General features: G+C 62.0%; 28 protein-coding genes. 16 read left to right on the top strand and 12 right to left on the bottom strand.

What is annotated here, in order from left to right; translation table 11 throughout:
• Positions 1–26: 26 nt before the first annotated feature.
• From K426_RS07270 to K426_RS07255, 4 genes are all read right to left on the bottom strand, one after another.
• The gene (locus tag K426_RS07270; protein WP_066555547.1) at positions 27–956 is read right to left on the bottom strand and encodes an electron transfer flavoprotein subunit alpha/FixB family protein; all 930 of its coding nucleotides are present in this window, start codon (positions 954–956) and stop codon (positions 27–29) included.
• Entirely contained in the window at positions 953–1,702 is a 750-nt protein-coding gene (locus K426_RS07265) for an electron transfer flavoprotein subunit beta/FixA family protein (protein WP_066561473.1), read from the bottom strand. Before K426_RS07265 ends, K426_RS07270 begins: the two co-directional genes overlap by 4 nt.
• 113 nt (positions 1,703–1,815) lie before the next feature.
• The gene (sucC, locus tag K426_RS07260; protein WP_066555543.1) at positions 1,816–3,015 is read right to left on the bottom strand and encodes an ADP-forming succinate--CoA ligase subunit beta; all 1,200 of its coding nucleotides are present in this window, start codon (positions 3,013–3,015) and stop codon (positions 1,816–1,818) included.
• A gap of 139 nt (positions 3,016–3,154) precedes the next feature.
• Positions 3,155–3,487: a hypothetical protein gene (locus tag K426_RS07255; RefSeq protein WP_066555542.1), complete on the bottom strand. Its 333-nt coding sequence runs from the start codon at positions 3,485–3,487 to the stop codon at positions 3,155–3,157.
• Between the two features lie 67 nt (positions 3,488–3,554).
• Between K426_RS07255 and K426_RS07250 the strand changes: the two genes are divergently transcribed.
• Positions 3,555–3,953, top strand: a complete 399-nt coding sequence (locus tag K426_RS07250) for a low affinity iron permease family protein (protein ID WP_066555540.1) — start codon at positions 3,555–3,557, stop codon at positions 3,951–3,953.
• Between the two features lie 11 nt (positions 3,954–3,964).
• Here K426_RS07250 and K426_RS07245 read toward each other — a convergent pair whose 3' ends face one another.
• Together K426_RS07245 and nhaA are read right to left on the bottom strand one after the other, a co-directional pair.
• Positions 3,965–4,144: a hypothetical protein gene (locus tag K426_RS07245; protein ID WP_066555539.1), complete on the bottom strand. Its 180-nt coding sequence runs from the start codon at positions 4,142–4,144 to the stop codon at positions 3,965–3,967.
• A gap of 153 nt (positions 4,145–4,297) precedes the next feature.
• Positions 4,298–5,488: a Na+/H+ antiporter NhaA gene (gene nhaA, locus K426_RS07240; RefSeq protein WP_066555538.1), complete on the bottom strand. Its 1,191-nt coding sequence runs from the start codon at positions 5,486–5,488 to the stop codon at positions 4,298–4,300.
• Positions 5,489–5,633: 145 nt separating this feature from the next.
• Here nhaA and K426_RS07235 point away from each other — a divergent pair, with 145 nt between their 5' ends.
• The 4 genes from K426_RS07235 to K426_RS07220 are packed head-to-tail and all read left to right on the top strand — an operon-like array spanning position 5,634 to position 9,811.
• Positions 5,634–7,031, top strand: coding sequence for a glycosyl transferase family protein (locus K426_RS07235; protein ID WP_066561468.1), 1,398 nt, complete (start codon positions 5,634–5,636; stop codon positions 7,029–7,031).
• Entirely contained in the window at positions 7,028–8,089 is a 1,062-nt protein-coding gene (locus tag K426_RS07230; protein ID WP_066555537.1) for a hypothetical protein, read from the top strand. Before K426_RS07235 ends, K426_RS07230 begins: the two co-directional genes overlap by 4 nt.
• Before the next feature lie 49 nt (positions 8,090–8,138).
• The gene (locus K426_RS07225) at positions 8,139–9,053 is read left to right on the top strand and encodes a sulfite exporter TauE/SafE family protein (RefSeq protein WP_066555535.1); all 915 of its coding nucleotides are present in this window, start codon (positions 8,139–8,141) and stop codon (positions 9,051–9,053) included.
• Positions 9,050–9,811 (top strand): TIGR02186 family protein, encoded by a 762-nt coding sequence (locus K426_RS07220; RefSeq protein WP_066555533.1) that lies wholly within the window; start codon positions 9,050–9,052, stop codon positions 9,809–9,811. Before K426_RS07225 ends, K426_RS07220 begins: the two co-directional genes overlap by 4 nt.
• Here K426_RS07220 and K426_RS07215 read toward each other — a convergent pair.
• Positions 9,808–10,278: an Lrp/AsnC family transcriptional regulator gene (locus K426_RS07215; protein ID WP_066555531.1), complete on the bottom strand. Its 471-nt coding sequence runs from the start codon at positions 10,276–10,278 to the stop codon at positions 9,808–9,810. The genes K426_RS07220 and K426_RS07215 overlap by 4 nt on opposite strands.
• A 116-nt stretch (positions 10,279–10,394) precedes the next feature.
• Between K426_RS07215 and alr the strand changes: the two genes are divergently transcribed.
• The 4 genes from alr to K426_RS07195 all read left to right on the top strand — a co-directional run bounded on the left by alr (position 10,395) and on the right by K426_RS07195 (position 14,340).
• A complete protein-coding gene (gene alr / locus K426_RS07210) occupies positions 10,395–11,525 on the top strand; it encodes an alanine racemase (RefSeq protein ID WP_066561467.1) in 1,131 nt (376 codons plus the stop codon).
• The gene (locus K426_RS07205) at positions 11,522–12,775 is read left to right on the top strand and encodes a D-amino acid dehydrogenase (RefSeq protein WP_066555529.1); all 1,254 of its coding nucleotides are present in this window, start codon (positions 11,522–11,524) and stop codon (positions 12,773–12,775) included. Before alr ends, K426_RS07205 begins: the two co-directional genes overlap by 4 nt.
• Positions 12,776–12,793: 18 nt before the next feature.
• Positions 12,794–13,144 carry a RidA family protein gene (locus tag K426_RS07200; protein ID WP_066555528.1) on the top strand — a complete coding sequence of 117 codons (351 nt, stop codon included), beginning with the start codon at positions 12,794–12,796 and terminating at the stop codon, positions 13,142–13,144.
• Between the two features lie 191 nt (positions 13,145–13,335).
• Positions 13,336–14,340 (top strand): class 1 fructose-bisphosphatase, encoded by a 1,005-nt coding sequence (locus tag K426_RS07195; RefSeq protein WP_066555527.1) that lies wholly within the window; start codon positions 13,336–13,338, stop codon positions 14,338–14,340.
• Between the two features lie 68 nt (positions 14,341–14,408).
• On the opposite strand, the gene K426_RS07190 is transcribed toward K426_RS07195, so the two are convergent.
• From K426_RS07190 to K426_RS07175, 4 genes are all read right to left on the bottom strand, one after another.
• Positions 14,409–15,449, bottom strand: a complete 1,041-nt coding sequence (locus K426_RS07190) for a rod shape-determining protein (protein ID WP_066555524.1) — start codon at positions 15,447–15,449, stop codon at positions 14,409–14,411.
• 114 nt (positions 15,450–15,563) lie between these two features.
• Positions 15,564–15,944 (bottom strand): TadE/TadG family type IV pilus assembly protein, encoded by a 381-nt coding sequence (locus K426_RS07185; RefSeq protein WP_066555522.1) that lies wholly within the window; start codon positions 15,942–15,944, stop codon positions 15,564–15,566.
• Positions 15,941–16,399 carry a TadE family protein gene (locus K426_RS07180; RefSeq protein ID WP_066555520.1) on the bottom strand — a complete coding sequence of 153 codons (459 nt, stop codon included), beginning with the start codon at positions 16,397–16,399 and terminating at the stop codon, positions 15,941–15,943. Before K426_RS07180 ends, K426_RS07185 begins: the two co-directional genes overlap by 4 nt.
• On the bottom strand, positions 16,396–17,652 hold the full coding sequence (locus tag K426_RS07175; RefSeq protein WP_066561465.1) for a pilus assembly protein TadG-related protein: 1,257 nt from the start codon (positions 17,650–17,652) through the stop codon (positions 16,396–16,398). Before K426_RS07175 ends, K426_RS07180 begins: the two co-directional genes overlap by 4 nt.
• 579 nt (positions 17,653–18,231) lie before the next feature.
• Between K426_RS07175 and K426_RS07170 the strand changes: the two genes are divergently transcribed.
• The 6 genes from K426_RS07170 to K426_RS07145 are packed head-to-tail and all read left to right on the top strand — an operon-like array spanning position 18,232 to position 23,146.
• A complete protein-coding gene (locus K426_RS07170; protein WP_066561463.1) occupies positions 18,232–19,101 on the top strand; it encodes a cytochrome c oxidase subunit II in 870 nt (289 codons plus the stop codon).
• Positions 19,101–20,819: a cytochrome c oxidase subunit I gene (locus tag K426_RS07165; RefSeq protein ID WP_066555519.1), complete on the top strand. Its 1,719-nt coding sequence runs from the start codon at positions 19,101–19,103 to the stop codon at positions 20,817–20,819. The genes K426_RS07170 and K426_RS07165 overlap by 1 nt, the downstream gene beginning before the upstream one ends.
• Positions 20,816–21,388, top strand: coding sequence for a cytochrome c oxidase subunit 3 (locus K426_RS07160; protein WP_066555517.1), 573 nt, complete (start codon positions 20,816–20,818; stop codon positions 21,386–21,388). Before K426_RS07165 ends, K426_RS07160 begins: the two co-directional genes overlap by 4 nt.
• 12 nt (positions 21,389–21,400) lie before the next feature.
• Entirely contained in the window at positions 21,401–22,117 is a 717-nt protein-coding gene (locus K426_RS07155) for a heme-copper oxidase subunit III family protein (protein WP_066555516.1), read from the top strand.
• 9 nt (positions 22,118–22,126) lie between these two features.
• Positions 22,127–22,468: a cytochrome C oxidase subunit IV family protein gene (locus K426_RS07150; RefSeq protein WP_066555514.1), complete on the top strand. Its 342-nt coding sequence runs from the start codon at positions 22,127–22,129 to the stop codon at positions 22,466–22,468.
• Positions 22,469–22,471: 3 nt separating this feature from the next.
• On the top strand, positions 22,472–23,146 hold the full coding sequence (locus tag K426_RS07145) for a c-type cytochrome (RefSeq protein ID WP_066555511.1): 675 nt from the start codon (positions 22,472–22,474) through the stop codon (positions 23,144–23,146).
• Between the two features lie 93 nt (positions 23,147–23,239).
• Here K426_RS07145 and K426_RS07140 read toward each other — a convergent pair whose 3' ends face one another.
• Entirely contained in the window at positions 23,240–23,476 is a 237-nt protein-coding gene (locus tag K426_RS07140) for a hypothetical protein (RefSeq protein ID WP_066555510.1), read from the bottom strand.
• A 165-nt stretch (positions 23,477–23,641) separates the two neighbouring features.
• Here K426_RS07140 and K426_RS07135 point away from each other — a divergent pair, with 165 nt between their 5' ends.
• A complete protein-coding gene (locus tag K426_RS07135; protein ID WP_066555509.1) occupies positions 23,642–25,972 on the top strand; it encodes an arylsulfatase in 2,331 nt (776 codons plus the stop codon).
• The last annotated feature ends 27 nt before the right edge of the window (positions 25,973–25,999 follow it).

Raw genomic sequence — 25,999 nt, 5'->3', positions numbered from 1 at the left:
CAAACCCTATTATGGGGCAATGATTTTCAGAGCTTTTCGACCAGTTCGGGGACGATCTTGAAGAGATCCCCCACCAGGCCGATGTCGGCCACCTGGAAGATCGGGGCATCCTCATCCTTGTTGATGGCGATGATGGTCTTCGAGTCCTTCATCCCCGCCAGATGCTGGATCGCGCCCGAGATACCAACGGCGATGTACACCTCGGGAGCCACGATCTTGCCGGTCTGCCCGACCTGATAGTCGTTCGGCACATAGCCTGCGTCGACAGCGGCGCGGCTCGCACCGACCGCCGCGCCCAGCTTGTCCGCCAGCGGGAAGATCGTCGCCTCGAACGTCTCGCCATCCTTGAGCGCACGGCCGCCCGACACGATGATCTTGGCCGAGGTCAGTTCCGGACGCTCCAACTTGGCGATCTCCGCGCCGACGAAGGAGGAAATCCCCTTGTCCCCGGTCGAGGACACGGCTTCCACCGCACCCGAACCGCCTTCACGGGCCGCCTTCTCGAAGGCCGTACCGCGCACGGTGATGACCTTCTTGGCGTCCTTCGACTTGACGGTCGCGATCGCGTTGCCGGCATAGATCGGACGGGTGAAGCTGTCTTCGCTCTCGACCGAAAGAATGTCGCTGATCTGCATCACGTCGAGCAGGGCGGCAACGCGGGGCGCGATATTCTTGCCGTTGCTGGTGGCGGGCGCGACGAAGGCGTCATGGTGGCCCATCAGCTCGACGATCAGCGGCGCGACATTCTCGGGCAGCGCATGGCCGAAAGCGGCGTCATCCGCAACATGGACCTTGCCCACTCCCGCGATCTTCGCGGCTTCCTCGGCCACGCCGCCGACGCCGGCGCCAGCGACCAGCAGATGCACTTCACCCAGCTTGCCAGCGGCGGTGACGGCGGAAAGGGTCGCGTCCTTGACGGCGCCGCCCTCATGTTCAACCCACACAAGCGTTTTCATGCGGCAACTCCCAGAGCCTTGAGCTTCGCGACCAGTTCATCGACATCGGCCACCTTCACGCCAGCCGAACGCTTGGGCGGTTCGGCAACCTTGAGCGTCTCCAGACGCGGCGAGATATCCACGCCATAGTCGGCGGGCGTTTTGTTCGCGAGCGGCTTGGACTTCGCCTTCATGATGTTGGGCAGCGAGGCATAGCGCGGCTCGTTCAAACGCAGGTCGGTGGTGACGATCGCCGGGACGTTGAGCTTCACCGTCTCCAGGCCGCCATCGACTTCGCGAGTCACACTGACCTTGTCACCCTCGACCTCGATCTTGCTGGCGAAAGTGCCCTGCGGCAGACCGAGCAGCGCCGCCAGCATCTGGCCGGTCTGGTTGCTGTCGTCATCGATCGCCTGCTTGCCCAGGATGATCAGGCCAGCGCCTTCCTCTTCCTGCACCTTGGCGAGCAGCTTGGCCACGCCCAGCGGTTCGACTTCATCATCGGTCTGGATCAGGATCGCCCGGTCCGCGCCCATCGCCAGCGCCGTGCGCAGCGTTTCCTGCGCCTTGGCAACGCCGATCGACACCGCGATGATCTCGGTCGCAACGCCCTTTTCCTTCAGGCGAATGGCTTCCTCGACCGCGATTTCATCGAACGGGTTCATCGACATCTTGACGTTCGCCAGATCAACGCCCGTCCCATCGGCCTTCACACGCGGCTTCACATTATAATCTATCACCCGTTTCACGGGCACAAGGATCTTCATTTCCAACATCCTTCCTTCATTCACGCCAAGCCCGCAAATGCGAACGCGGGCGCGGGCAGCCCGTTTCCGGACCACCCGCACCCTTTGGTGTCTTGTTCAGGCGAAAAGCTGCGTCAGGCTGCCTTCCTCACTTCCGCCACGATCTTCTTGGCTGCGTCGCCCAGATCGTCCGCCGGGACGATGGCCAGGCCCGAAGCCGCGAGAATGTCCTTGCCCTGCTGGACGTTCGTGCCTTCCAGGCGGACGACCAGCGGAACCGACAGATTCACTTCCTTGGCGGCGGCGACGATGCCATCGGCAATGATGTCGCACTTCATGATGCCACCGAAGATATTGACGAGAATGCCCTTCACCGCCGGATCCTTCAGGATGATCTTGAAGGCCGCGGTCACCTTCTCCTTGGAAGCGCCGCCACCGACGTCCAGGAAGTTGGCGGGGAATTCGCCATTCAGCTTGATGATGTCCATCGTCGCCATGGCGAGACCGGCGCCGTTCACCATGCAGCCGATATTGCCGTCGAGCTTGATGTAGGCGAGGTCATATTCCGAAGCTTCGACTTCCGCCGCATCTTCTTCCGTCAGGTCGCGCAGTGTGGCGATGTCCTTGTGGCGGAACATGGCGTTGCCGTCGAAGCCGACCTTGGCGTCGAGCACCAGCAGATTGCCCTGCTCGGTCAGCGCCAGCGGATTGACTTCGATCTGCTCGGCATCAGTGTCGAGGAAAGCGGCGTAAAGCGACGAGGCGACCTTGGCGGCCTGCTTCGCCTGATCGCCGGTCAGGCCCAGCGCAGCGGCGACCGAACGGCCATGGTGCGGCTGAAAACCGGTCGCGGGATCGACCGAGAAGCTGTGAATCTTTTCGGGAGTCGAATGAGCGACTTCCTCAATGTCCATGCCGCCTTCGGTCGACACGACGAACGCGATCCGGCTGCTGGCGCGGTCGACCAGCAGAGCGAGGTAGAATTCCTTCGCAATGTCGGCGCCGTCAGTGACATAGAGGCGGTTGACCTGCTTGCCCGCTTCGCCGGTCTGGATGGTGACCAGCGTGTTGCCGAGCATGTCGGTGGCGTGGGCCTTCACTTCGTCCAGGTTGAAGGCCAGGCGGACGCCGCCCTTGGCTTCGGGAGCCAATTCCTTGAACTTGCCCTTGCCGCGGCCACCGGCGTGGATCTGCGACTTCACGACATAGAGCGGCCCAGGCAGCTTCTTGGCGGCGTCGACGGCTTCTTCGACGGAGAAGGCGGCGTAGCCGGCGGCGATCGGCGCGCCATATTTCGCCAGCAATTCCTTCGCCTGATATTCGTGGATGTTCATGGGGCTCGCCCGTCCTTTCCGCTGAAACTTGATGTCCAGCGGCTAAGCACAGGCAAACGGGCAACGCCAGCAGATTTCGCAAAACGACTTTGCAAAATTGCAAAACCTTTGCGAAGCGATGCGCCGATTTATTGCAAAATCAGCGGTCGATGGCGCAGATGAGCGCCGCCTTGCTGGTCACGGCGAAAATCTCCGGGTCCTCCAGCGCGCGGACTTTGTAGAGGAAGCGGTCGACCGTCATGTCGCCCATGTGAGACTTGCGAAGCGAGGCCAGCGACTGGAGCCTGCGAAGCTGCGTCAAGCTCAGGCGGTCCACCATCCGTTCAGCCATGCAACCGGCCATGGAGGGCGATACTCCCGCATCTATCAGCCCGACGCGCAGGCGCGATTCGGGCGACACCGTCGCGCAGGAGGCAAGAAGGAGCGAAGCGCCGAGCCCGCAGGCCAGCGAACGGAGAGGGATGGTCGTCATCGGTCCTTCATGGCAAGCATGGGCTGAACAGAGGCTAAATAGGGCCGCGCCTGCGGAGAAAATAGAGATGGACAGGATTTTTACAGCTTTTGCGCATAAAATCGCTAGCTGGTCGGGCCAGCCCGCCGCCTTCATCCTGGCGATGTTGGTGATCCTGGGATGGATCGTGACCGGGCCGATCTTCCATTATTCCGACACCTGGCAGCTCATCATCAACACCGGCACGACAATCGTCACATTTCTGATGGTTTTCCTGATCCAGAATGCGCAAAATCGCGACGGCTCCGCCATTCAGGCGAAGATGGACGAACTGATCCGCGCCCTATCGACGGCGCGGAACGAGTTCATCGGTATCGAGCATCTGACGGAAGCGGAATTGGAGCGGATCAAGACGGTACTGGAAAAGGAATGCAGCGACGACGAAAGGCACCGCCTATCGATCCAACGCCTGATCGAGCGGCGGTGATCGCCAACGCGCTAATGCGCCAGATCGACCAGCCTTTCATTTTCGCGCCTGTAGGCATCTATCTGATCGGTATAGCCGCGCGCGAGGCCTTCATAGGCTTCCCGGCCTTTGGCCGACCGGCTCATTTGCGCGCGGATCAGTGCAACTTGCTGTCTGTGCAGCAGATAGTTGACATCCATCTTCCCATTCATATTTCACCCTCCTACCTGATCGCTTAAAGAGATTGGTTGGGGTTCGCATCGAGTGCGAGTCGCTCTACGGCACGCGCAAGATAGCATCGGGCCGATGGCCATGCGATTCCATCCAACGCATGAGCGGAGCAGTCTAGCGGATAATCCCGTCTTTCAAAAGTGCTTTGCGCTTCGCAAAATAAGATAACCCGCGACGGCGGACAGCAGCGAACCGGCGAGAATGCCGATCTTCGCCTGCTCGACAAGCGCGGGAGAGCCGGAGAATGCCAAGGTGCCGATGAAGAGGCTCATGGTAAAGCCGATACCGCAAAGAAGCGCCATGCCGTAAACCTGCACCCAGCTCGCGCCGGCAGGCCGTTCCGCAAGCCGCCAGCGATCAGCGGCCCAGATCCCACCGAAAATGCCGATCTGCTTCCCCAGGAACAGACCGGCGGCCACGCCCAGCGGCAAGGGCGTGAGCAATGCAGCGAACGCCGCCCCGTCAAGCGACACGCCCGCATTCACGAAGCCGAAAAGCGGCACGATCAGATAGGCGCTCCAGGGATGCACGGCATGTTCGAGCCGATGCAGGGGGCTGTCGGCGGCATCGGGCGCACCGGGGGTCGGCTTGATCGGAATGAACATCGCCGTCAGCACGCCGGACACCGTTGCATGCACGCCCGACAGCAAGGTGAAATACCATAGGGCCGCAAAAGCCAGCAGATAGGGCGTGAGCTTCTGAACCCCAAGACGGTTGAGCCCGAACATCAGAAAAAGCGCTGCCGCGGCGCCCGCCAAAGCCGGAAGATCGATGCTCTGCGTATACACCAATGCAATGATCGCGACCGCGCCCATATCATCGACGATCGCGATCGCCGTCAGCATCAATTTGAGCGAGGCCGGCACCCGCCGCCCGAGCAGCGCCAAAACCCCCATGGCGAAAGCGATGTCCGTCGCCGCCGGAATGGCCCAGCCACTGGAAAACCGGGACTGCCCACCCACGAAGACGAGATAGAGACAGGCCGGGACAACCATCCCGGCTGCCGCGGCTATGAACGGCAATCGCCTGCGTTCCCAGGTCGAAAGGCCTCCGTCGATCATCTCCCGCTTGATCTCCAGGCCGACCAGCAGAAAGAAAATCGCCATCAATCCGTCATTGACCCATGAATGGACGGTCATGCGGCCAAGGCTGGACTTCAATTCCGGACCGATTTCGGCATGGACCAGGACATGATAGAAATTCCCAGCCGCTCCCGGCAGATTGGCGAAGAGCATAGCCATCGCTGCGGCCAGCATCAGCAGGACACCGCCGCCGGCTTCACCGGTCAAGAAATCACGCAACGCCGAGGGCGGACGGTTCAACATGGCGACATACTCCCCGGCGCCATCCTTTAAGAAATGTTGCGGACAGATCAAATTTATAAATATTACGATAACGAAACGAATATCTATTGGAGAATCAATTATTTGCTGCCATAGCCGCCCCCCGGGGATAGTGGGAGCACAATCCGTGGGGGGAAGTGTCTTCGCCTTTCTGGCGGGGGTTCATCATGAAATTCTGCTTTTCGCGGTGGTGGCACTGACGATAAGCGGCATCGATGATTTCATCATAGACTTGGTTTTCCTGAGCCGGCGCTTATGGCGCAGGCTGATCGTCTATTCCCGCCATCAACGCATGACGACCGCCACCTTGCCCGCGTCCTCGCAACCGGGGCGTATCGCCATTTTCATCCCCGCCTGGCGGGAAGCCGATGTGATCGGGCCGATGCTGCGCAATGCGCTCGCCAATTGGGGGGCTTGCGACTATCGCATCTTCGTCGGCGTCTATCCCAATGATCAGGCGACATTGGATGCCATCGCGCCTCTGGCTGCCGGGGAAGAGCGGCTCATCCTGTGCGTCAACGAACGGAACGGGCCGACCACCAAGGCGGATTGCCTGAACGTGGCCTGGCGCACCATGTTGCAGGAGGAAGTGCGCACAGGCGTCCGTTTCAAGGCGGTCGCGTTGCATGATGCGGAAGATGTGGTCCATCGCGACGAAATCCGCCTGTTCGACGTGATGACGGACAGGTTTCAGCTCGTCCAACTGCCTGTTCTGCCTCTGCCCGGTTATGGCGGCTGGTGGGCGAAAGCCATTGCCAATCATTATTGCGATGAATTCGCGGAAAGTCATGGGAAGTTTCTGACGGTGCGGGAAGCGATGGGCGCTTCCATGCCATCGGCAGGCGTGGCCTGCGCATTCGAGCGGCAAACTTTGGAGCGGCTGGTGAATCCAGCCAATGGCGGTCCGTTTGATCCGGGATCGCTGACCGAAGATTATGAGGTCGGCCTGCGCATCAGCAATATGGGCGGACGCGGCGTGTTCGTCCGCATGCGCGACAGCGACGGGCAGCTTGTCGCGACCAAGGAATATTTTCCCGACAATCTGAAGGATGCCGTCAAGCAGAAGGCGCGTTGGATGGTCGGCATTTCGCTCGCCGGATGGGACCGCATGGGCTGGCAGGGCGGACCCGCCGAATGGTGGATGCGCATGCGGGATCGCGGCGCCGCCCTTTCCGCCTTCGTCCTGTTCACGGCCTATCTGGCGCTGCTGCTGTGGGGCGTGCTGCTGGCGGCAAGCCTCTTCAGCACCTTCCATGCGCCCAGACCCTCGCGCGTGATCGAAGCGCTGCTGTGGGTCAATTTCGGCTTCATGATCTGGCGCATGATGATGCGCGCCATCTTCTCAGGGATGAGCTATGGCTGGACCTTCGGGCTGGGAGCGATACCGCGCACCCTCATCGCCAACATCATCGCGATGATGGCTGCCCGGCGCGCGATCTTCCAATATCTCCAATCGCTGATCGGCAAGCCGCTGACGTGGGACAAGACGCAGCACCGCTTCCCCGATCTGGAGTCCCCGGCATGAACGATGCCGCGCGCGGGCGGCCAGTCCGCTTCTTCACCCTTGTCATGCTTGGCTGGGTCGCGATCCGCCTGGCCAGTCCCGCAGCCTATCTCTTCAGTGACGCGATGGAGGGCAGCGGCGGCGGGGCTTTCCATTCCACTGCCTATTCGAAAAACGGGGCCGATTCGGCGGAAAAAGATGATCGGGTGGCTTGGCGGAGCGTCACGACATCAAGGCCGAAGCCTTCGCCCATCGCCCCACTCATGACTTTTCAGGCGTCTCCCCGGTCGGGCGGGACGATGAGGATGATATCTGCCTTCATCCCCGTTGCCGAGGAAGCAACGCCCGCCACGCGGGCGGCGAGCAAGGCCATGGAAGCCGCTCCGACGATCAATCCCGCCCCCGCTTTGCCCCTGGCGTCCTCTCATCCCGCAGGCGTCGATCGCTGGCACGGCAGCGCCTGGCTGTTGTGGCGCGAGGGCAGCGCCACGCGGGCCGATGCCGTTACGGGAGGCCGGCTTGGCGGATCGCAAGCGGGTGTCCGCGTCGATTTCGACCTCTCCCCCCACGCATCCAGCCGAGCGACCGCTTATGCGCGGGTCAGTGCCGCTCTGAACGATCCAGCCTCTCCCGAAGGCGCGCTGGGCCTGGCCTGGCAGCCGGCGCGCACCATCCCGATCAGCTTCGCGGCTGAGCGGCGGATTGCGCTGGGCAAGGGCGGGCGCGACGCCAATGCCGTGATGGCGGTGAGCGGTTTCGGGCCAGTGCGGGTCGCTCCCTCGCTGGAGGTCGAAGCCTATGCCCAGGGCGGCATGGTCGGTTTCCGATCGAACGACTTTTTCGTCGACGGCAAGATATCGTTGCTCTCACCGATCAGCCATTCACCCTTGAGGCTTGGCGCCAGCCTCTCCGGCGGCGCGCAGCCGCAGGTCGAACGGCTGGACATCGGACCGGAGCTCCAGATCCGCCTGCCGCTCAAACCCGTGGCGGCCAGGCTCGGCATCGAATGGCGGGAGCGGATCGCTGGCCGGGCCGCACCGGCTTCGGGCCTTGCCGTGACGCTCGGGGCGGATTTTTAAGCGCGAGCGCCTTTATCTCTCCGCATATTGGGCTTAACCCAAGAACCGCATGGATCTCTATCTGCCCATCGCCAACCTGTCGGTGAATGCGCTGGTCATCATTGCCCTGGGCGGCGTGGTGGGCCTGCTGTCAGGCATGTTCGGGGTCGGCGGCGGGTTCCTGACCACGCCTTTGCTGATCTTCTACGGCATTCCGCCGACCGTCGCGGCAGCCTCCGCCGCGAGCCAGGTGACGGGGGCTAGCGTGTCGGGCGTGTTCACGCATATGTCGCGCGGCACGGTCGATTTCCGCATGGGCGGCGTACTGATCGCGGGCGGTGTGGTGGGGGCTGGCCTTGGCGTCCTAATCTTCCGGCTGCTTCAGGCCATCGGTCAGATCGATACGGTGATCGGCATTCTCTACGTGCTGATGCTGGGCGGCATCGGGTCGCTGATGGCGAAGGAATCCATCCAGGCGCTGATCGCGCTCAAGACCGGCAGGAAGGTCCAGGCGCGCAAACGGCGGCATCACCCGCTGGTCGCCGCCATGCCGATGCGGTGGCGCTTTTACCGGTCGGGCCTCTATATCTCGCCGCTGGCGCCGTTGCTGCTGGGCATGGCGACGGGCATCCTCACCATGTTGCTGGGCGTGGGCGGCGGCTTTATCCTGGTCCCGGCGATGCTGTATCTACTGGGCATGACGACCCAGTCGGTGGTCGGCACGTCGCTGTTCCAGATATTGTTCGTGACCATGGCCACGACGATGATGCACGCCATGACGACCCATGCGGTCGATCTGGTGCTGGCGCTGCTGCTGCTGATCGGCAGCGTGACAGGCGCGCAGGTGGGAACACGCATTTCGATGACGATCCGTCCGGAATATCTGCGCATATTGCTAGCCGCCATCGTGCTGCTGGTGGCGGCGCGCATGGCGCTGGGTCTGGGATTCCGGCCGGACGAAATCTACACGGTCGAGGTCCGGTGAAGCAGTACGCGCTTCTGGCCCTGCCCCCTGCCCTGCTGCTGCTTTGCGCTGCGGACGAACCGATGCTGGTGCCGGACGTGTCGCAGCGCGACGTCGAGATCCAGTACAGCTTCACCGGCGCCGACCTGCTGCTGTTCGGGGCCATCGTCTATCCCGACGGGCGGCGGCCGAAAAAGCCCGCCGACATCATGGTCGTGCTGAAAGGCCCGGACCAGTCGATCACCATGCGCGAGAAACAAAAGGTCGCGGGCATCTGGGTCAACGCCGACAGCGCGCGCTTCCGATCGGCTCCCAGCTTCTATGCCATCGCTTCCTCCCGGCCGATCGGCAAGGTGGTCGATGAACGGACGGCGGCGATCTACGAAATGGGCGTGGACAAGCTCCAGCTTTCTCCATCCTCGCTCAACGACAGTGCGGAATTGGACCGATTCCAGAAGGGGCTGATCGATCTGCGCGAGCGGGCCGGCCTCTATGTCGAGCAGCAGGGGACGGTGGAGATCACCGACGGCGTGCTCTACCGGGCGCGTCTGCCCTTATCGGCGCGGGTGATCGTGGGCGATTATACGGCCGAGACTTTTCTGGTGCAGGACGGCCGCGTGGTGGCGGCGGCCGTGCGCGACATCACCATCCGCAAGTCCGGTTTCGAGCGCTTCATGGCCGTCGCGGCCGAGCAATGGCCATTCGTCTACGGGCTGGTCGCGATGATGCTGGCTGTCAGCATGGGCTGGGCGGCGGGCGCGATCGCGAAGCGGATTTAGCGCCGCCCCGCTTTGCGCGGACGCAGCGCGTCGCGCATGGCGATGCTGCTGTTGATGCGGGTGACGCCGGGCATGCGGGAGAGGATTTCGCTGTGGATCGCTTCATAGGCGGCCACGCTTTCAGTCTCGACACGCAGCCAATAATCGACCCCTCCGGTCATCAGGAAACATTCCCGAATTTCCGGGCATTGACGCACGGCATGTTCGAAACGGGCAAGATAATCCTCCGTCTGCCGGTCGAGCGTCACCTGCACCAGGACGTCGACCGCTCGCCCTTCCTTTTCCATGGGCGCGGTCACGATCGTATAACCCCGGATGACGCCCGCATCCTCCAGCAGCCGGATGCGCCGGTGACAGGCCGAAGGCGACAGGCCGATTTCCGCCGCGATCTCCGAATTGGGGCGGCGGGCGTTAAGCCGCAGCAGCCGGATGATCGAGCGGTCCACAGCGTCGAGCGATTCTGCCATTTGTTGCCTTTCCTATGAAGGATCGTCCAATAATTCGTCTTTCTTAGATGATCCTGCGGTTATTTGAGAGCATTTTCATCAAGCGGCGCGATACTCTCTTCCCGAAAGGGGGCGTCATGCAGCCTGTTGATACTGCCGGGGCCGTGCTTCGCATCGATCTGGACGCGTTGGCCGAAAATTACCGGATCATTCAGCGGCAAGTCGCGCCTGCAACCGTTGCTGGCGTGGTCAAGGCGGATGGCTATGGCCTGGGCGCGGACATCGTTGCCGAAACATTGATGGATGCGGGATGCCGCCATTTCTTCGTCGCGCATCTCAGCGAAGCGGTGGCGCTCAAACCCACGCTTGGGGAGGAAATCTCGCTATTCATCCTCAACGGCCTGCAACCCGGCGCCGAGCGGGATTGCGCGGCCATCGGAGCGATTCCGGTCCTGAACTCGCTCGATCAACTTGGGCGCTGGGCCATGTTCGCGCAGGAACGGGGGCAGAGCCTGCCCGCAGCGTTGCAAGTCGACAGCGGCATGTCGCGGCTCGGCCTGCCCCCCGAAGAGGTCGCCATCCTCGCCGCAGAGCCTGAGCGGCTGGAGGGCATAGACCTCCGGCTGCTGATGAGTCATCTGGCTTGCGCGGATAATTCCGATGCCGCCTTCAACGCCACGCAACGCGCGAATTTCGAGGCGTTGAGCCAGCATTTCCCCGGCGTGCCGCGTTCGCTGGCCAATAGCGGCGGCAGTTTCCTGAAAGGCAGGCATTTCGACATCGTCCGTGCCGGGATCGCCCTTTATGGCGGGGCACCGCAAGAAGGACTCCACCTCATGCGGCCGGTGGTCGCGCTGGAGGCGCGGATCATCCAGTTACGGAGCATCCCCACGGGCGCGGGCGTCGGCTATGGCCTGACCCACCGCTGCGAGCGGCCCACGCAGATCGCGACCATAGCGGTCGGCTATGCCGACGGCTGGCCGCGCCATCTCAGCAACAGCGGTTCCGCCTTCATCGCGGGCCATCGCGCGCCGATCGTGGGGCGGGTATCGATGGACAGCATCACGCTGGACGTGACCGATGTGCCGGACATGTTTCTCTATCCCGGCGCCCCAGTGGAATTGCTCGGCCCCCATCAGACAGTGGACCAGGTCGCCGCCGACGCCGGCACCATTTCCTATGAAATCCTGACCCAACTCGGACATCGCTATCGCCGCGACATTCAAAGGACGGCGGCGATCCAGCACAGACGGAGCATGACAGCATGAAGGTCGCCATTCTCGGCAGCGGCGTGATCGGCGTCGCCTCCGCCTGGTATCTTGCGCAGGCGGGGCATGAAGTGACGGTCATCGACCGGCAGGACGGCCCCGCGCTGGAAACCAGCTTCGCCAATGCGGGGGAGATTTCGCCGGGCTATGCCTCGCCCTGGGCGGCGCCGGGCATACCGATGAAGGCCCTGCGCTGGCTGTTCATGAAACATGCGCCGCTGATTTTGCGGCCGCAGATGGACATGGCGATGCTGCGCTGGATGGTGGCGATGCTGGGGAACTGCAATGAGCGCTCCTACGCCATCAACAAGAGCCGGATGGTGCGGCTGGCAGAGTTTAGCCGCGACCGGCTGATCGATCTGCGGCGGGAAACGGGCATTGCCTATGACGAGCGATCGCAGGGCACGTTGCAGCTCTTCCGTGAGCAGAAACAGCTCGACGGCATCGCCAAGGACATTGCGGTGCTAAAGGCGGACGGCGTTCCCTTCGAAGTGCTGGACGCGGCAGGCTGCATCGCGGCGGAACCGGGACTGGCGGGCAGCGGCGTGCCTCTGGCCGGGGGCTTGCGCTTGCCCAATGACGAGACGGGGGATTGCTTCAAGTTCGCCAACGCCCTTGCCGACATGGCGAAAGCCAAGGGCGTGACCTTCCTCAACGGACGCACCATCGGGCGGATCGCCACGAAGGATGGCAAGGTCAACCATGTCGAGACCGACAAGGGGCATGTCTATGCCGACGCCTGGCTGGTGGCGATGGGCAGCTATTCGCCGCTGCTGCTGGCGCCGCTGGGGATCAGGCTGCCGGTCTATCCGGTGAAGGGCTATTCCATCACCGTGCCGATCGTAGAGGAAGGGCGGGCGCCGGTGTCGACGCTGCTCGACGAAAGCTACAAGGTGGCGATCACGCGGCTGGGCGACCGCATCCGGGTCGGCGGGATGGCGGAGCTTTCCGGCTATTCAAAGGGACTGCCCAAGGCGCGGCGGGATACGCTGGAATATTCGGTGGGTTCGTTGTTTCCGGGTGCGGGCGATCTGGGTCGCGCAAGCTTCTGGTCCGGGCTGCGGCCAATGACGCCGGACAGTACCCCGGTGATCGGGCCGACGAAAATCCCGAACCTCTTCCTCAATAGCGGCCATGGCACATTGGGGTGGACCATGGCGTGCGGGTCGGGGCATGTGATCGCGGACATCATCGGTGGGCGGAAGCCCGCCATCGAAACCGCCGATCTCGCCATCAGCCGCTATTCATAACCTAAAGGAGCGTTCCGCATGACCATCACCCGCATCGACCGTGGCCCGCGCATGAGCGAGGCCGTCATCCATGGCGACACCATCTATCTGGCCGGGCAGATCGGCGCGCCGGGGGAGAGCGTGACCGCCCAAACCAAGGCTGTGCTGGCCGAGATCGACGCCCTGCTGGAGCGCACCGGCAGCAGCAAGAACCATATGCTGATGGCGCAGATCTGGCTTGCCGACATGAATGATTTTGCCGAAATGAACGCGGTCTGGGATGGCTGGATAGCGGACGCCGAGGCGCCTGCCCGCGCAACCGGCGAAGCGAAGCTCGCCAGCCCTGATTACAAGGTGGAGATCATCATCACCGCCGCCAGGGCGCTATAATCAGACGCGGCGACTGGCCGCGCTTCGCGGCCAGTCCCGATGGGTGAACGGGTCATCTCCCAAAGCCGATTTCATGACGTCCGCTTCATGAATTGGCGCTTTTCCAATGCCCGTCCGACCGCTACGGCATAGCTCGATTCCATGCATGGCGCGCATCCGCTCGCCATATTTCTTGAGCGAGTAAGCCGCCTATGTCCATCACCCTCACCCGCTTCCTGATCGAGCAGCAGCGACAGGCCAATGCCCTGCCATCCGAGTTGCGCCTGCTGATCGAAACCGTCGCGCGCGCGTGCAAGACGATTTGCCATAGCGTGTCCAAGGGCGCGCTCGGCGAGGTGCTGGGCAGCCTGGACAGCGAGAATGTGCAGGGCGAAGTTCAGAAGAAGCTGGACGTGATCGCCAACGAGCTGTTGCTGGATGCCAATGAATGGGGCGGGCATCTGGCCGCCATGGCCTCGGAGGAGATGGAGACGATCCATCGCATCCCCAATCGCTATCCCAAGGGCGAATATCTGCTGCTGTTCGATCCGATCGACGGGTCGAGCAATATCGATGTCGACCTAAGCGTCGGTACGATCTTCTCCGTGCTGAAGGCGCCGGAGGAATGTTCGGGCCGCGAAGTGACGGAGCAGGATTTCCTCCAGCCCGGCACGCAACAGGTCGCGGCGGGTTATGCGATCTACGGGCCGCAGACGCTGCTGGTGCTGACCATCGGCACGGGGGTCTATGAATTCACGCTGGACCGGGAAATCGGGTCGTGGCGGATGACCGACGGGCCAATGCAGATGCCGCAGGGCAATGCCGAATTCGCCATCAACATGGCGCGGCGGCGGCAATGGTCGCCGGGCATCGCCCGCTATGTCGAGGAGCGGATTCAGGGGACCGAGGGGCCGCTGGGCAAGGATTACAACATGCGCTGGACCGCTTCGATGGTGGCGGACGTGCATCGCATCCTGAAACGCGGCGGGATTTTCCTCTATCCGGCGGATCATCGCCATGCCGACAAGGCGCGGCTGCGGCTGATGTACGAGGCGAACCCCATGTCCTTCCTGGTCGAGCAGGCCGGAGGCGCAGCCAGCAACGGCTATGCGCGGATCATGGACGTGAAGCCGACCGGGCTGCACCAACGTGTCGGCGTGGTGCTGGGCGACAAGGCGGAGGTGGAGACCGTGGTTGCCTATGGGCGAGAGGGATAAAGCCCAACCAAAACCGTCATGCTGAACTTGTTTCAGCATGACGAATGGGAAGAGTTACCCGCTCCCGATCAGGAAACCGTCAAAACGCCGTCGTAAGCGCGGTCTTCCAGTGCCCTGCCCGCGCCCATCGCCACGCAGATCAGCGGATTGTCCGCGACCGTGACCGGCAGGCCCGTCGCCTCGGACAGCGCTTCATCAAGGCGCTGGAGCAGCGCGCCGCCACCAGTCAGGGTAATCCCTTCCTCGATGATATCGGCCGACAGTTCCGGAGCGGTCTGTTCCAGCGCGGTCATCACCGCCATCTTGATCTGGCCGACCGGCTCGGAGAGAGCGTCGACGATCTCCGCCTCGCTGATCGTCATTTCCGCCGGGCGGCCATTGACCAGATCCCGGCCCTTCACGATCATGCGGCGGCCTTCGTCCTGAGGGGGGGTCGCCGCGCCCAGCTCGCACTTCACGCGCTCCGACGTGGCCTCACCGATCATGAGGTTGTGGGTGCGGCGGATGTGGGAGGCGATGGCTTCGTCCAGCCGGTCGCCGCCGACGCGCGCCGAATTGCTGTAGGCGATGCCGCGCAGGGAGAGGACCGCCACCTCCGTCGTGCCGCCGCCGATGTCGACCACCATCGCGCCGCGCGGTTCGGTGACGGGCAGGCCCGCGCCGATCGCCGCGGCCATGGGTTCCTCGATAAGCTGGACCCTGTAGGCGCCGGCGTTCGACGCGGCATCGCGCAATGCGCGGCGTTCCACCATGGTGGAGCCCGTGGGCACGCAGATCACCACCTCATGGCGGCGGCCGAAGCGATTGGCGCCGTTCAGCGCCTTGTCGATGAAATGCTTGATCATCTGTTCGGCCACATCGATGTCCGCGATCACGCCGTCGCGTAGAGGGCGGATCGCCTGGATGCCATTGGGCGTCTTGCCCATCATCAGCTTGGCCTGGTTGCCGACGACCTTGACCTTGCGGATGCCGTCCCGCGTCTCGATCGCGATGACCGAGGGTTCGTTGAGTACGATGCCGCGATCACGCACATAGATGACCGTGTTGACGGTGCCCAGATCGATGGCCATGTCGCAGGCGGACGAGGAAAAGAAGCGCGGCAGTTTCATCGATTTGGCGGACAATCTGTACTGGGGGTGCGGGACGGCTCCCCCTGCAGAGTCGCCTTGCCCAGCAGAAGGGCGCTGCGACAGCCCGTCCGGTAAGTGAGGCCAGTTGAGCCGTTAATAGGATCGGCGGGTATAGCTGATCGACAGTGACGGCGTCTGGTATACGATGAAATTCAGCGGCCGGGAATAGGTCATGGTGATTTCCTTATAGGGAACGCCATATTGAGTCCCGGTTACAATGGTCGGATCGTTGGTATAGGCCGGATCCAGCCCGAATTCGCGGCTCTTCACCTTGGCGATGATGTCGGTGTCGGAAGGCGTGGGAAAGATGCTGGCAAAGCGCGCGCCCTCATCCACCGCATGTTGCAAGCCGGTGCGCGCGCAGGCGATAATGCCGAGCTGGAGCGCGCCCATCAACAGCATGATGAAAGGAGGCACGGCAAGGACGAATTCGATCGCCGCCGCCCCGCGCTCGTCTCGCGCCAGCCGGATCATTGCAGGCGCACCGATGCCGAACCGGTGAGCGCGATTCCCTGGGCCGACCAATTGCTGCTGGGTGCGAGTTTGGCGAACATCGGCGTATAGGTCCCTGAAATGGTGATCGCTACATAGCGCTTCATCTGCTGAGTCGCGGTGCAGTAATCCGGCGTGGTTTGCGCCGTGCTGTCGCAAATCAGCGTGGGTGTGACGGTGACGTTATTCGTCGAAACACCGGCGGCTGAAGCGGCATCCGCCTTTAAATTGCTATAATTGTTGGAGGATGTGGTGCTGTATCCGCCCGCAGTCGCCATCTGCGCCGCACGCTCGGCCGCACGCTGGAGCGTGATCTTCGCCTTGAACGCCATGGCGACATCCCCCGCCATGAAGGTCAGCAGGACGAGAACGGGCATGATGATCGCCAGTTCGACCGTACTGTTGGCGGTTGGATCGGTGAAAAGCGGCTTCATCATCCCACCAGCCTCACCATTGTCGCGGTGATTGGATCGACTCCCGTGTTGGTGCATTGGTTGACGATATTGCTGTTGCCGATGAAGGTGACACGCTTGCTGACCATCTTCACACAGGTGGTGGTCATGCCCGACGTGCCGCTGAACGACATCGCCTGGCCGGGAAAATAGAAGGCGCCTTGCAGGACGGAACTCGCATTGCCGTTGATCGTGTTGGTTCCCGAATCCAGCGCGCGCCGGTCTTGGTAGAAGAGGACGCCATGATAGGGGTTGGTCGTGTCCGTCGGCGCCGTCAGATTGAGCGTTGCGCCGCCATTGATGTTGACAGTCGAAATCTGGCTGGGGTTGTTGGCCGCGTTGCCGCTGGTCAGGATGATGGTGACGCCGGTGCCATTGACCACCGCCTGCGACCCGATGTCGAAGGTCGTGCTGTCGATGAAATAGGTGCCGGGCGCCATGTTGAGCGTGCCCTTGACGTCGAAATTCTTGAAGCAACCTGGCGTGATGGACTTGCTGTTGTTGGGCTGAACATTGGCATTGCCATTGCAGCCTGACAAATCCGACGCAGTGGGCGTGGGCAGCGACGCATAGGGATCCTGCACCGGTATGCTGTAGGGCAGCAACGTGGTCGGCGAGACATAGTTGGAACTGGACGACAGCCCACCCACCGCCGCGACCGGGGTGGCCGTCACCGTGCTGCTGCCGCCTGCCGTGACGGCGTTCGACGCGCGCGAATTGGTGGCCATGCCGCAGCCCAGATTGACCGTGGCGTTGCCTTGGAGCGTGATGCCGACCGCACTCGTCTTTTCTAGCGAAACGACGCAATAGTTGCCGCTGCCCACGACGGCCGCAGTCGCTTCGCCATAGATGACCGGTGTCCTTACCCTCAATATCTTCGAAAAGGGCAGCTCCGCCGAGGTTTGCAGCACCACCCGCACCGCTCGGGCATCTCCGGCGAAAGCACCAGCGGTGGGCGCGTTTTCGATCGTCGGCGTTTGCGACAGGGTAATCAGCGACAAACGGCTGATGTCGGAGGTCGCGCTGTCCGAAGCGCTGAAGCCCTGCGCCACCGCATAGGCTCCGGCAAGCGCGGCGCTATCCGCCTGACGCTGAACCTGCCGCTTCCACAGGGTCCATTGCACCGTGTCAGTCGCCAGGCCCGCCGCGCCGACCAATATGGGCATGGAGGCAGCCGCCATCATCAGGACATTGCCCGTCCTGTCCCGCAGCAAACGCCCGATCGATCTGCCGAACATTTCCATTCCCTTCCTGCGCGCGGGGCAACAGCCCGGATCACAGGCGGGATTTTAAATATTGTGGGTTAATGAAATATTATTATCTAACATAAATTAGCTATACTTTAAAGTATATAACTTTAGATATATCAGCATTATTTATTATGACACTTCGATATCGAAGAAGATATTTGAATATATTTGGGAATTTTTCAAGTAAAATGAAAAATAGCCAAAAGTGATATTGCAACGAGGGATTCCAGCTTACTGCATGTGAAGGTTCGATCTCGCGAAGAGAAATGGATGGTGAGTTGATCTCATTTCCGTCATCCCGGCGAAAGCTGGGATATCAGGCGATAGCGCACAGCTTGACCTCACGAGAACCCAGCTTTCTCTGGGATGACGATATTATCGGGATTATCAAGGTCCGCCCCTGCCAATTGCGCCCGCCCCATATCCGCAAAGCGGCCTGCCACGTCCTCCCTTCTCTCAACCGCTTCCCCCATCGACATTTTTTCTATAGGTTGTGCCTGCGGTCATTACCGAGACGACTCGAAAATGCCGGAACGGCGGCGAGCGTCCTATGTGGGGAGAGGGCTTGTGCCGGTTGCGGTAGCCATCGCCATGCTTGTGGTCGGGTCGGTTGCCTTTCACCTGTTCAGTCCCTGGTGGCGCACCCCCATCGCATCCAATTGGGGATCGATCGATTCCGCGCTCGACGTGACGCTGTGGATTTGCGCTGCGGCTTTTGTCGGGTTGAACCTGTTCCTGGCCTGGGCGATCGTGAAATATCGCCATCGCGCGGGGCATCGGGCGCATTATGAGCCGGAGAACAGTTCGCTCGAAAAGCGGCTGACGATCTGGACCGCCATCGGCATTGCCGGAATGCTGGCGCCGGGGCTGGCCGCTTGGGGCAAATATGTGTCCGTGCCCAAGGAAGCCACCGTCATCGAAGCGGTCGGACAGCAATGGCAATGGTCATTCCGCTATCCGGGGCCGGATGGAGTGCTGGGCGCTGCGGGGGTCAAATATATCACGCCCGACAATGGCTTGGGACTCGACCCGCTCGATCCCTATGGGCGTGACGATATATTGGTGGAAAGCGGCGACCTACATCTGCCCGTCGGCAAGCCGGTGAAGATCGTGCTGCGGTCTAAGGATGTGTTGCACGATTTCTATGTGCCGGAATTCCGCGCCAAGATGGACCTGGTGCCAGGCATCGTCACCTATTTCTGGCTGACCCCGACCAAGACCGGCACGTTCGACATTCTCTGCGCTGAGCTGTGCGGCACGGGGCATCATGCGATGCGCGGCAAGGTGGTCGTGGAGTCGCCCAAGGCCTTTGCGGCGTGGCAGGCCCAGCAGACGAGTTTCGCGCAAATTCTGGCCGACGCGCCGCCTGCGGCCATGTCGATCCTGATCATCAAGGCTAACGCCTGTATCGTGCCCGCCTCCTGGAGCATTCGCTGATGGCTACCACTTTGGCTGACGACCTGCGCCCGCTGCATCATCCGCATAGCTGGGTCACCAAATATGTCTGGAGCCAGGATCACAAGGTCATCGCCATCCAATATAGCGTGACCGCCATCTCCATCGGGCTGGTGGCGCTGTTGCTGTCGGCGCTGATGCGGTTGCAACTGGGCTTTCCCGGCGCTTTTCCAGCGATCCAGCCCGACAATTATCTGCAATTCGTGTCAATGCACGGCATGATCATGGTCGTCTATCTGCTGACCGCGCTGTTGCTGGGGGGCTTTGGCAATTATCTGATCCCGCTGATGGTCGGGGCGCGGGACATGGTGTTCCCCTTCGTCAACATGCTGAGCTACTGGTTCTATCTGCTGTCGGTGATCGTGCTGGTGGCGGGGTTCTTCGTACCGGGCGGGCCTACGGGCGCGGGCTGGACGCTCTATCCGCCGCAGGCGATCAGCGAGGGGACGCCGGGGCATCAATGGGGCATCGCGACCATGTTGGTGAGCCTCGCCATCTTCGTCGCGGCCTTCACCATGGGCGGGCTTAATTATGTGACCACGGTGTTGCAGGCGCGGACCAAGGGCATGACGCTGATGCGGATGCCGCTGTCGGTATGGGGGATTTTCACCGCGTCCGTCATGGGCCTGCTCGCCTTCCCGGCGTTGTTCGTCGCAGCCATCATGATGCTGTTCGACCATTTCGCCGGCACCAGCTTCTTCATGCCCACCATGCAGTCCATGGGGACGATCACCGACACGCAAGGCGGAAGTCCGCTCCTTTTCCAGCATCTCTTCTGGTTCTTCGGCCATCCCGAAGTCTATATCGTCGCCCTGCCCGCCTTCGGCATCGTGTCGGACCTGATCAGCGTCCATGCGCGGCGCAACATCTTCGGATACCGCATGATGGTCTGGGCTATCGTCATCATCGGGGCATTGAGTTTCCTCGTCTGGGCGCATCATATGTATGTGAGCGGCATGAACCCCTATTTCGGGTTCTTCTTCGCCACGTCGACGCTGATCATCGCCATTCCGACCGCGATCAAGGTCTATAACTGGCTGCTGACCCTGTGGCGCGGCGACATCCATCTGCGCGTGCCGATGCTGTTCGCCATCGCCTTCATCTTCACCTTCATCCATGGCGGGTTGTCGGGACTGTTCCTGGGCAATGTCAGTGTCGACGTGCCGTTGTCCGACACTTTCTTCGTCGTCGCGCATTTCCATATGGTGATGGGGGTGTCGCCGGTGCTGGTGATCTTCGGCGCCATCTATCACTGGTATCCCAAGATTTTCGGACGGATGTGGAATGACACTTTGGGGAAACTCCATTTCTGGATCACTTTCCTGGGCGTCTATGCGATTTTCCTGCCGATGCATTATCTCGGCATTTTGGGCGTGCCGCGCCGTTATTATGCGTTGGGCGAGACCGCCTTCATCCCGCCGTCCGTGCACCTGGCCAATGAATGGATCAGCATAGCGGCGCTGGTGGTGTTCGCCGCGCAGGGGCTGTTCTTCTTCAATATGATCTGGAGCCTGTTCCGGGGACCGAAGGCCGATCCCAATCCATGGGGTGCGGCCAGTCTGGAATGGCTGACCCCCGACACGCCGCCTGCCCATGGCAATTGGGGACCGAATCTGCCGGTCGTCTATCGCTGGGCCTATGATTACAGCGTACCGGGAGCGGAACGCGACTTCATTCCCCAGACGGAACCACGCGCATGAGCATTCTTGCGCGCCTTGCCGAGAAAAGCTGGGAGACGGGTCAACCGGTCGAGCGGGATCGCCCCTCTGCGGGAACGGTCGGGATGCTGGCCTATTTCGCCGTGGCCATGGTGATGTTTTCGCTGCTGGTGGCGACCTATCTGATGCGCATGGGCCTGCATGGCGGGATGGGGCATGGCAGCGACTGGAAGCCGATGCCCGATCCGCCATTGCTCTGGATCAATACTCTGGTGCTGGTGGCGAGCAGCATCGCGTGGGAGATGGCGCGACGGGAAAGGATGCTCCGCGCCGCGATGATGGGGGCCGCGCTGGGATTCCTGTTCCTCGCCGGGCAGTTGCTGCTGTGGAAACATTATCAGGCGGCGGGCTATTATCTGTCCGCCAATCCGGCCAATGCCTTTTTCTACCTGCTGACGGCGCTACATGGCCTCCACATAGTGGGCGGGCTGATTGCCGCCGGGCGCGCACTGGCGGCGGCGAATATGCGCAATATCGCCCTATGCGCCTTCTATTGGCATTTTCTGCTGATCATCTGGTTGGTTCTGGTCGCTTTGCTGCTGTCGACTTGAGGATGTATCGCCATGGTTCAAGGCATATCGGCCCAAACACTATCGGCCCAAACACTATCGGACAGAGAAGTCATCGCCCCTGCCCTGCGGGAGATCGCGGCCGACTGGTCCGCCGATCAGGAAGTCTTCCGCCATACCCATTGGGGCAAGGCGATGATGTGGATCTTCTTGCTCAGCGACACCTTCATCTTCTCCTGCTTCCTGACCAGCTATATGACGATGCGTTCGTCCGCCGTGCTGCCCTGGCCCAATACAGCAGAAGTGTTCGCGCTCAATATCGGCGGGCAGGACATCCCGCTGATCCTGATCGCGATCATGACCTTCGTGCTGATCAGTTCCAGCGGCACCATGGCGATGGCGGTCAATTTCGGCTATCGCCGCGACCGGCGGAAAACGGCGGCTCTTATGGTCCTGACCGCTTTGTTCGGCGCGACCTTCGTGGGGATGCAGGCCTTCGAATGGACCAAGCTGATCTTCGAGGAAGGCGTCCGCCCCTGGGGCAACCCAATGGGCGCGCCGCAATTTGGCGCCAGTTTCTTCATGATCACCGGCTTTCATGGCCTGCACGTGACCTGCGGCGTCATATTGCTGCTGATCATCGCGTCCAAGGTGGCGCGGGGCCATTATGAAAAGTCGGGCGATTATTCGGCGGTCGAGATCGCCGGGCTTTACTGGCATTTCGTCGATCTCGTCTGGGTGTTCATCTTCGCCTTTTTCTATCTGTGGTGAGGCAAATCCATGCAGGACAATCCGTCGTCAGCCGCCCATGAAGGCCAGCAGCATCCGATCAGCCTGTACCTCAAAGTGTGGGGTCTGCTGTTCCTGCTGAGCGCCATGTCCTATCTGGTCGATTATCTGCATGTGCAGGGGATCGTCCGCTGGACGCTGATCATTATCTTCATGTTGCTGAAGGCCGGGCTGATCGTGTCGATCTTCATGCACATGGCATGGGAGCGGCTGTCGCTGATCTATGCGATATTGGTGCCGCCGCTGGTGCTGCTGGTGCTGGTGCGGATCATGACGATCGAGGCGAACTACGCCTTCTGGACGCGCGCGATCTTCATGGGCGGAGGGGGTTGAGCCATGGGCCGGATGCGCGGGATGGCGGTGGGGCTGTGCGTCGCGGGGGCGGCGGTGACGCTGCTGGGGCTGGGATGGTTCAGCGACAAGCTCTACACCCAAAGCAGGCCGGGGGCACTGGCCTACAAACCGACGGACGACATGCCCCCGCGCGTCGACATGGCCTCGATCCAGCGCGACTGGCCCGCCAGCTTTACGGAAGCTGGCGAAGGCAGCCGGGTGATCGCCTATCACCGGGACATGCGGGGCAAGACGCCGGCGCCTGTGGAGGGCAGCGGCGGTGCGACGGTGGCTCCGCCGCCCGATCTGGGCGCCTTGCTCGCCGGTGCGGATGCGGGCGCGGGGAAGCAGAAGGTGCAACTATGCATGAGTTGTCATGACTTCACCCAGGGCGGCCCCAATCGCATCGGGCCGAACCTGTGGGGCGTGGTCGGGCGGCCAGTGGCAAGCCATGGGGGCTTTGCCTATTCGCCCGCCATGCAGGCGCATAAGGGCAATTGGAGTTACGAGAATCTGTTCGCCTTCCTAGCCTCGCCGGGGCGGGACGTGCCGGGGACGAAGATGAGCTTCGCCGGGCTGCGCAAGCCGGAAGATCGGGCGGCGGTGATCAAATATCTTGCCACTTTGGGATCGGGCGCGCCGCCTTTGCCTCAGCCCAAGGCGATCGCGGCCCGATGATAAGAGCAAGGAACCGCAGTATATTTCTCCTCGTCATACTGAAACAAGTTCAGGGTGACGGTTGGGGATAGAATTGGCTTTCCCCCAATCAGCTCAAGACCGCCGCCAGTCTTCCTCGACCAGATAGCGGCTGAGAAATGTCGATCCCTGCCGGGCCGCCGTCCTGGCGATATGTCGACGGATGTCATTGTCGCTGGACGACCCCAAGACGGCGCGAAAGGCGTCCATGGCCTTGGCCGTGGGTTCGCGTTTCAGGTCGACATAGGGCTGAAAAATATCTCCGAGCGCCTGCTCCCAGGCTTTCTCGATCTGGAGTAGCCGCTTTTCCATGGCTCGCCTCGCTGCGCAACATATTGCACCCCGGAATATGGTGTCGCGGGCGGCTTGCGACAAGGGCAATCTCTGCGCATGACGCTTGACTTCAATCACCTGCGTTAATATAAAATATGCACTGCTGTGAAATATTTTTGCGCCCAGCCGCGACAAGGAGTGGCCATGCCGTACGCCCGCTCATCGGCCGCACTTTTCCGGACGGCGATCTCCGCGCTGCCCCTGCTGGCGCTCACCCCGCTGCCCGCCGCCGCGCAGGATACGCCTGCGCAGAAGATCTATGGCCGGACGCCCGCCGAATCCTCCCCGCCCGTCTGGCCGCAGCCGGTGCGCGCGGCCAAGGGCGCGCCCAATATCCTGCTGATCATGACCGACGATGTGGGCTTCGGGTCCAGCAGCACCTTCGGCGGGCCAGTACCGACGCCGACCTTCGACGCGCTGGCGAAGGCCGGGCTGCGCTACAACCAGTTCAATACCACCGCCATCTGCTCGCCCACGCGGGCCTCTCTGCTGACGGGACGCAATCCGCAGGCGGTTGGCATGGGCTATGTCGCCAATTGGGCTACGGGCTATGACGGTTATAACAGCGTCATTCCCAAGAGCGCCGGGACGGTGGCGCAGATATTGAAGGAAAATGGCTATAATACCGCGATGATCGGCAAGGGGCACATCACCCCCGAATGGGAAATGAGCCGCGCGGGGCCGTTCGATCGCTGGCCGACGGGGCTGGGCTTTGAATATTTCTACGGTTTCCTTGGCGCCGACAGCAGCATGGCGGAGCCCAATCTGGTCGAAAATACGAGTCCCGTCTCCCCGCCCGCCGAACCCGATTATCATCTGGAGCGGGACTTGGCCGATCATGCCATGGATTGGATCGACAGCCAGCACGCCGCCGCGCCCGACAAGCCCTTCCTGCTCTATTATGCCACCGGCACCGCCCATGCGCCCAACCAGCCGCCCGCCGATTGGCTGGCGAAATTCCGGGGCAAGTTCGATGCCGGCTGGGATGTGCTGCGCGCCGAAACTGTGGCGCGGCAAAAGAGGCTGGGCGTCATTCCGCCGGGCACCGACGACGCGCCGCATCCGGGCACGCTGCCGCGCTGGGATAGCCTGACGCCCGATCAGAAGCGGCTTTATGCCCGTTATATGGAGGCTTATGCGGCTTCGCTTGCCTATGCGGATGCGCAAATCGGACGGGTGATCCAGAAACTGCGCGACAATGGCGAGTTGGACAATACGCTCATCTTCTACATTCAGGGCGACAATGGCGCGAGCGCGGAGGGCAGTTTCGACGGCAAGCTGTTCGAGCAATCGGCACTGAGCGGAGTCAAGGAAGACCCGGCCTATGCGCTCGCCCATATTGACGAGATCGGCACGAAGACCGCTTATAATCTGATGCCGGGCGGCTGGGGCTGGGCGATGAACGCGCCCTTCCCCTGGGCCAAGCGCTATGGATCGCATTTCGGCGGCACGCGCAACGGCATGGTGATGGCCTGGCCGGGGCATATCAAGGATGCGGGTGGCCTGCGCAGCCAGTTCCATCATGTCAGCGACATCATGCCGACCGTGCTGGAAGCGGCGGGCGTGAAGGCGCCGGAGATATTGGACGGCGTGCCGCAGCAGCCGATCACCGGGATCAGCATGGGCTATAGCTTTCGGGCCAAGGACGCGCCCTCCCATCGTACGATGCAGGTGTCCGCGATGGCGCAGAATTTGAGCATCTACAAGGATGGTTGGGTCGCCGCGACCGCGCCGATGGTGACGCCCTGGGAGCGGACCCCGCCCAAGCCCGTGCCGCTGGATGAGCGGACCTGGCAGCTTTACGATGTCCGCAGCGATTTCAGCGAGGCACATGATGTTGCGGCGGAGAATCCTCAAAAGCTGGAGGCCTTGAAGGAGCAGTTCTGGGCGGAGGCTGCGCTGTCCAACATGCTGCCGATCCATGGCAGCGAGGGTGGACAGAAGGGACGGCCCGATCCCAATGAGGGGCGGACGCTGTTTAGCTATAGCGCGCCGGTCGGTCATGTTCCGGAGAGCGCAGCGCCCGCCTTGGTGGGGCGGTCCTTTGCGGTGACGGCCAAGATCAACCTACCGGCGGAGCGGGGCAAAGGCGTCCTTGTGGCGCAGGGCGGGCGTTTTGGCGGGTATAGCCTGTTCTTCGATCGGGGGCGGATCGCGTTTACCTATAATCTGACGCCGGCGCATATGACGCGGATCGTGGCCCCCTCTGCGGTGGCGGCTGGCGCGCATGTGGTCGGGCTGGACTTTACGATGGACAAGAATGTGCCGACCAGTGGAGCCGATGTGACGCTGACGGTCGATGGCAAGGCGGTGGCGCAGGGACGGGTCGAGCGCACCTTTGCGCAGGTGGTGTCGCATACCGAAGATTTCGATGTGGGGATGGACCTGGTGAGCCCGGTCGATCCTGCAGCTTATGACAGTGCGGGAAGCCGGTTCAATGGGGCGTTGGAAAGGGTTGAAGTGAGGGTGAGATAATGTGCTTAATCTCCCCTCTCCTCCGTT

The organism is Sphingobium sp. TKS, from assembly GCF_001563265.1.
Classification (GTDB): domain Bacteria; phylum Pseudomonadota; class Alphaproteobacteria; order Sphingomonadales; family Sphingomonadaceae; genus Sphingobium.
This window is presented reverse-complemented; position numbering and strand designations above follow the sequence as displayed.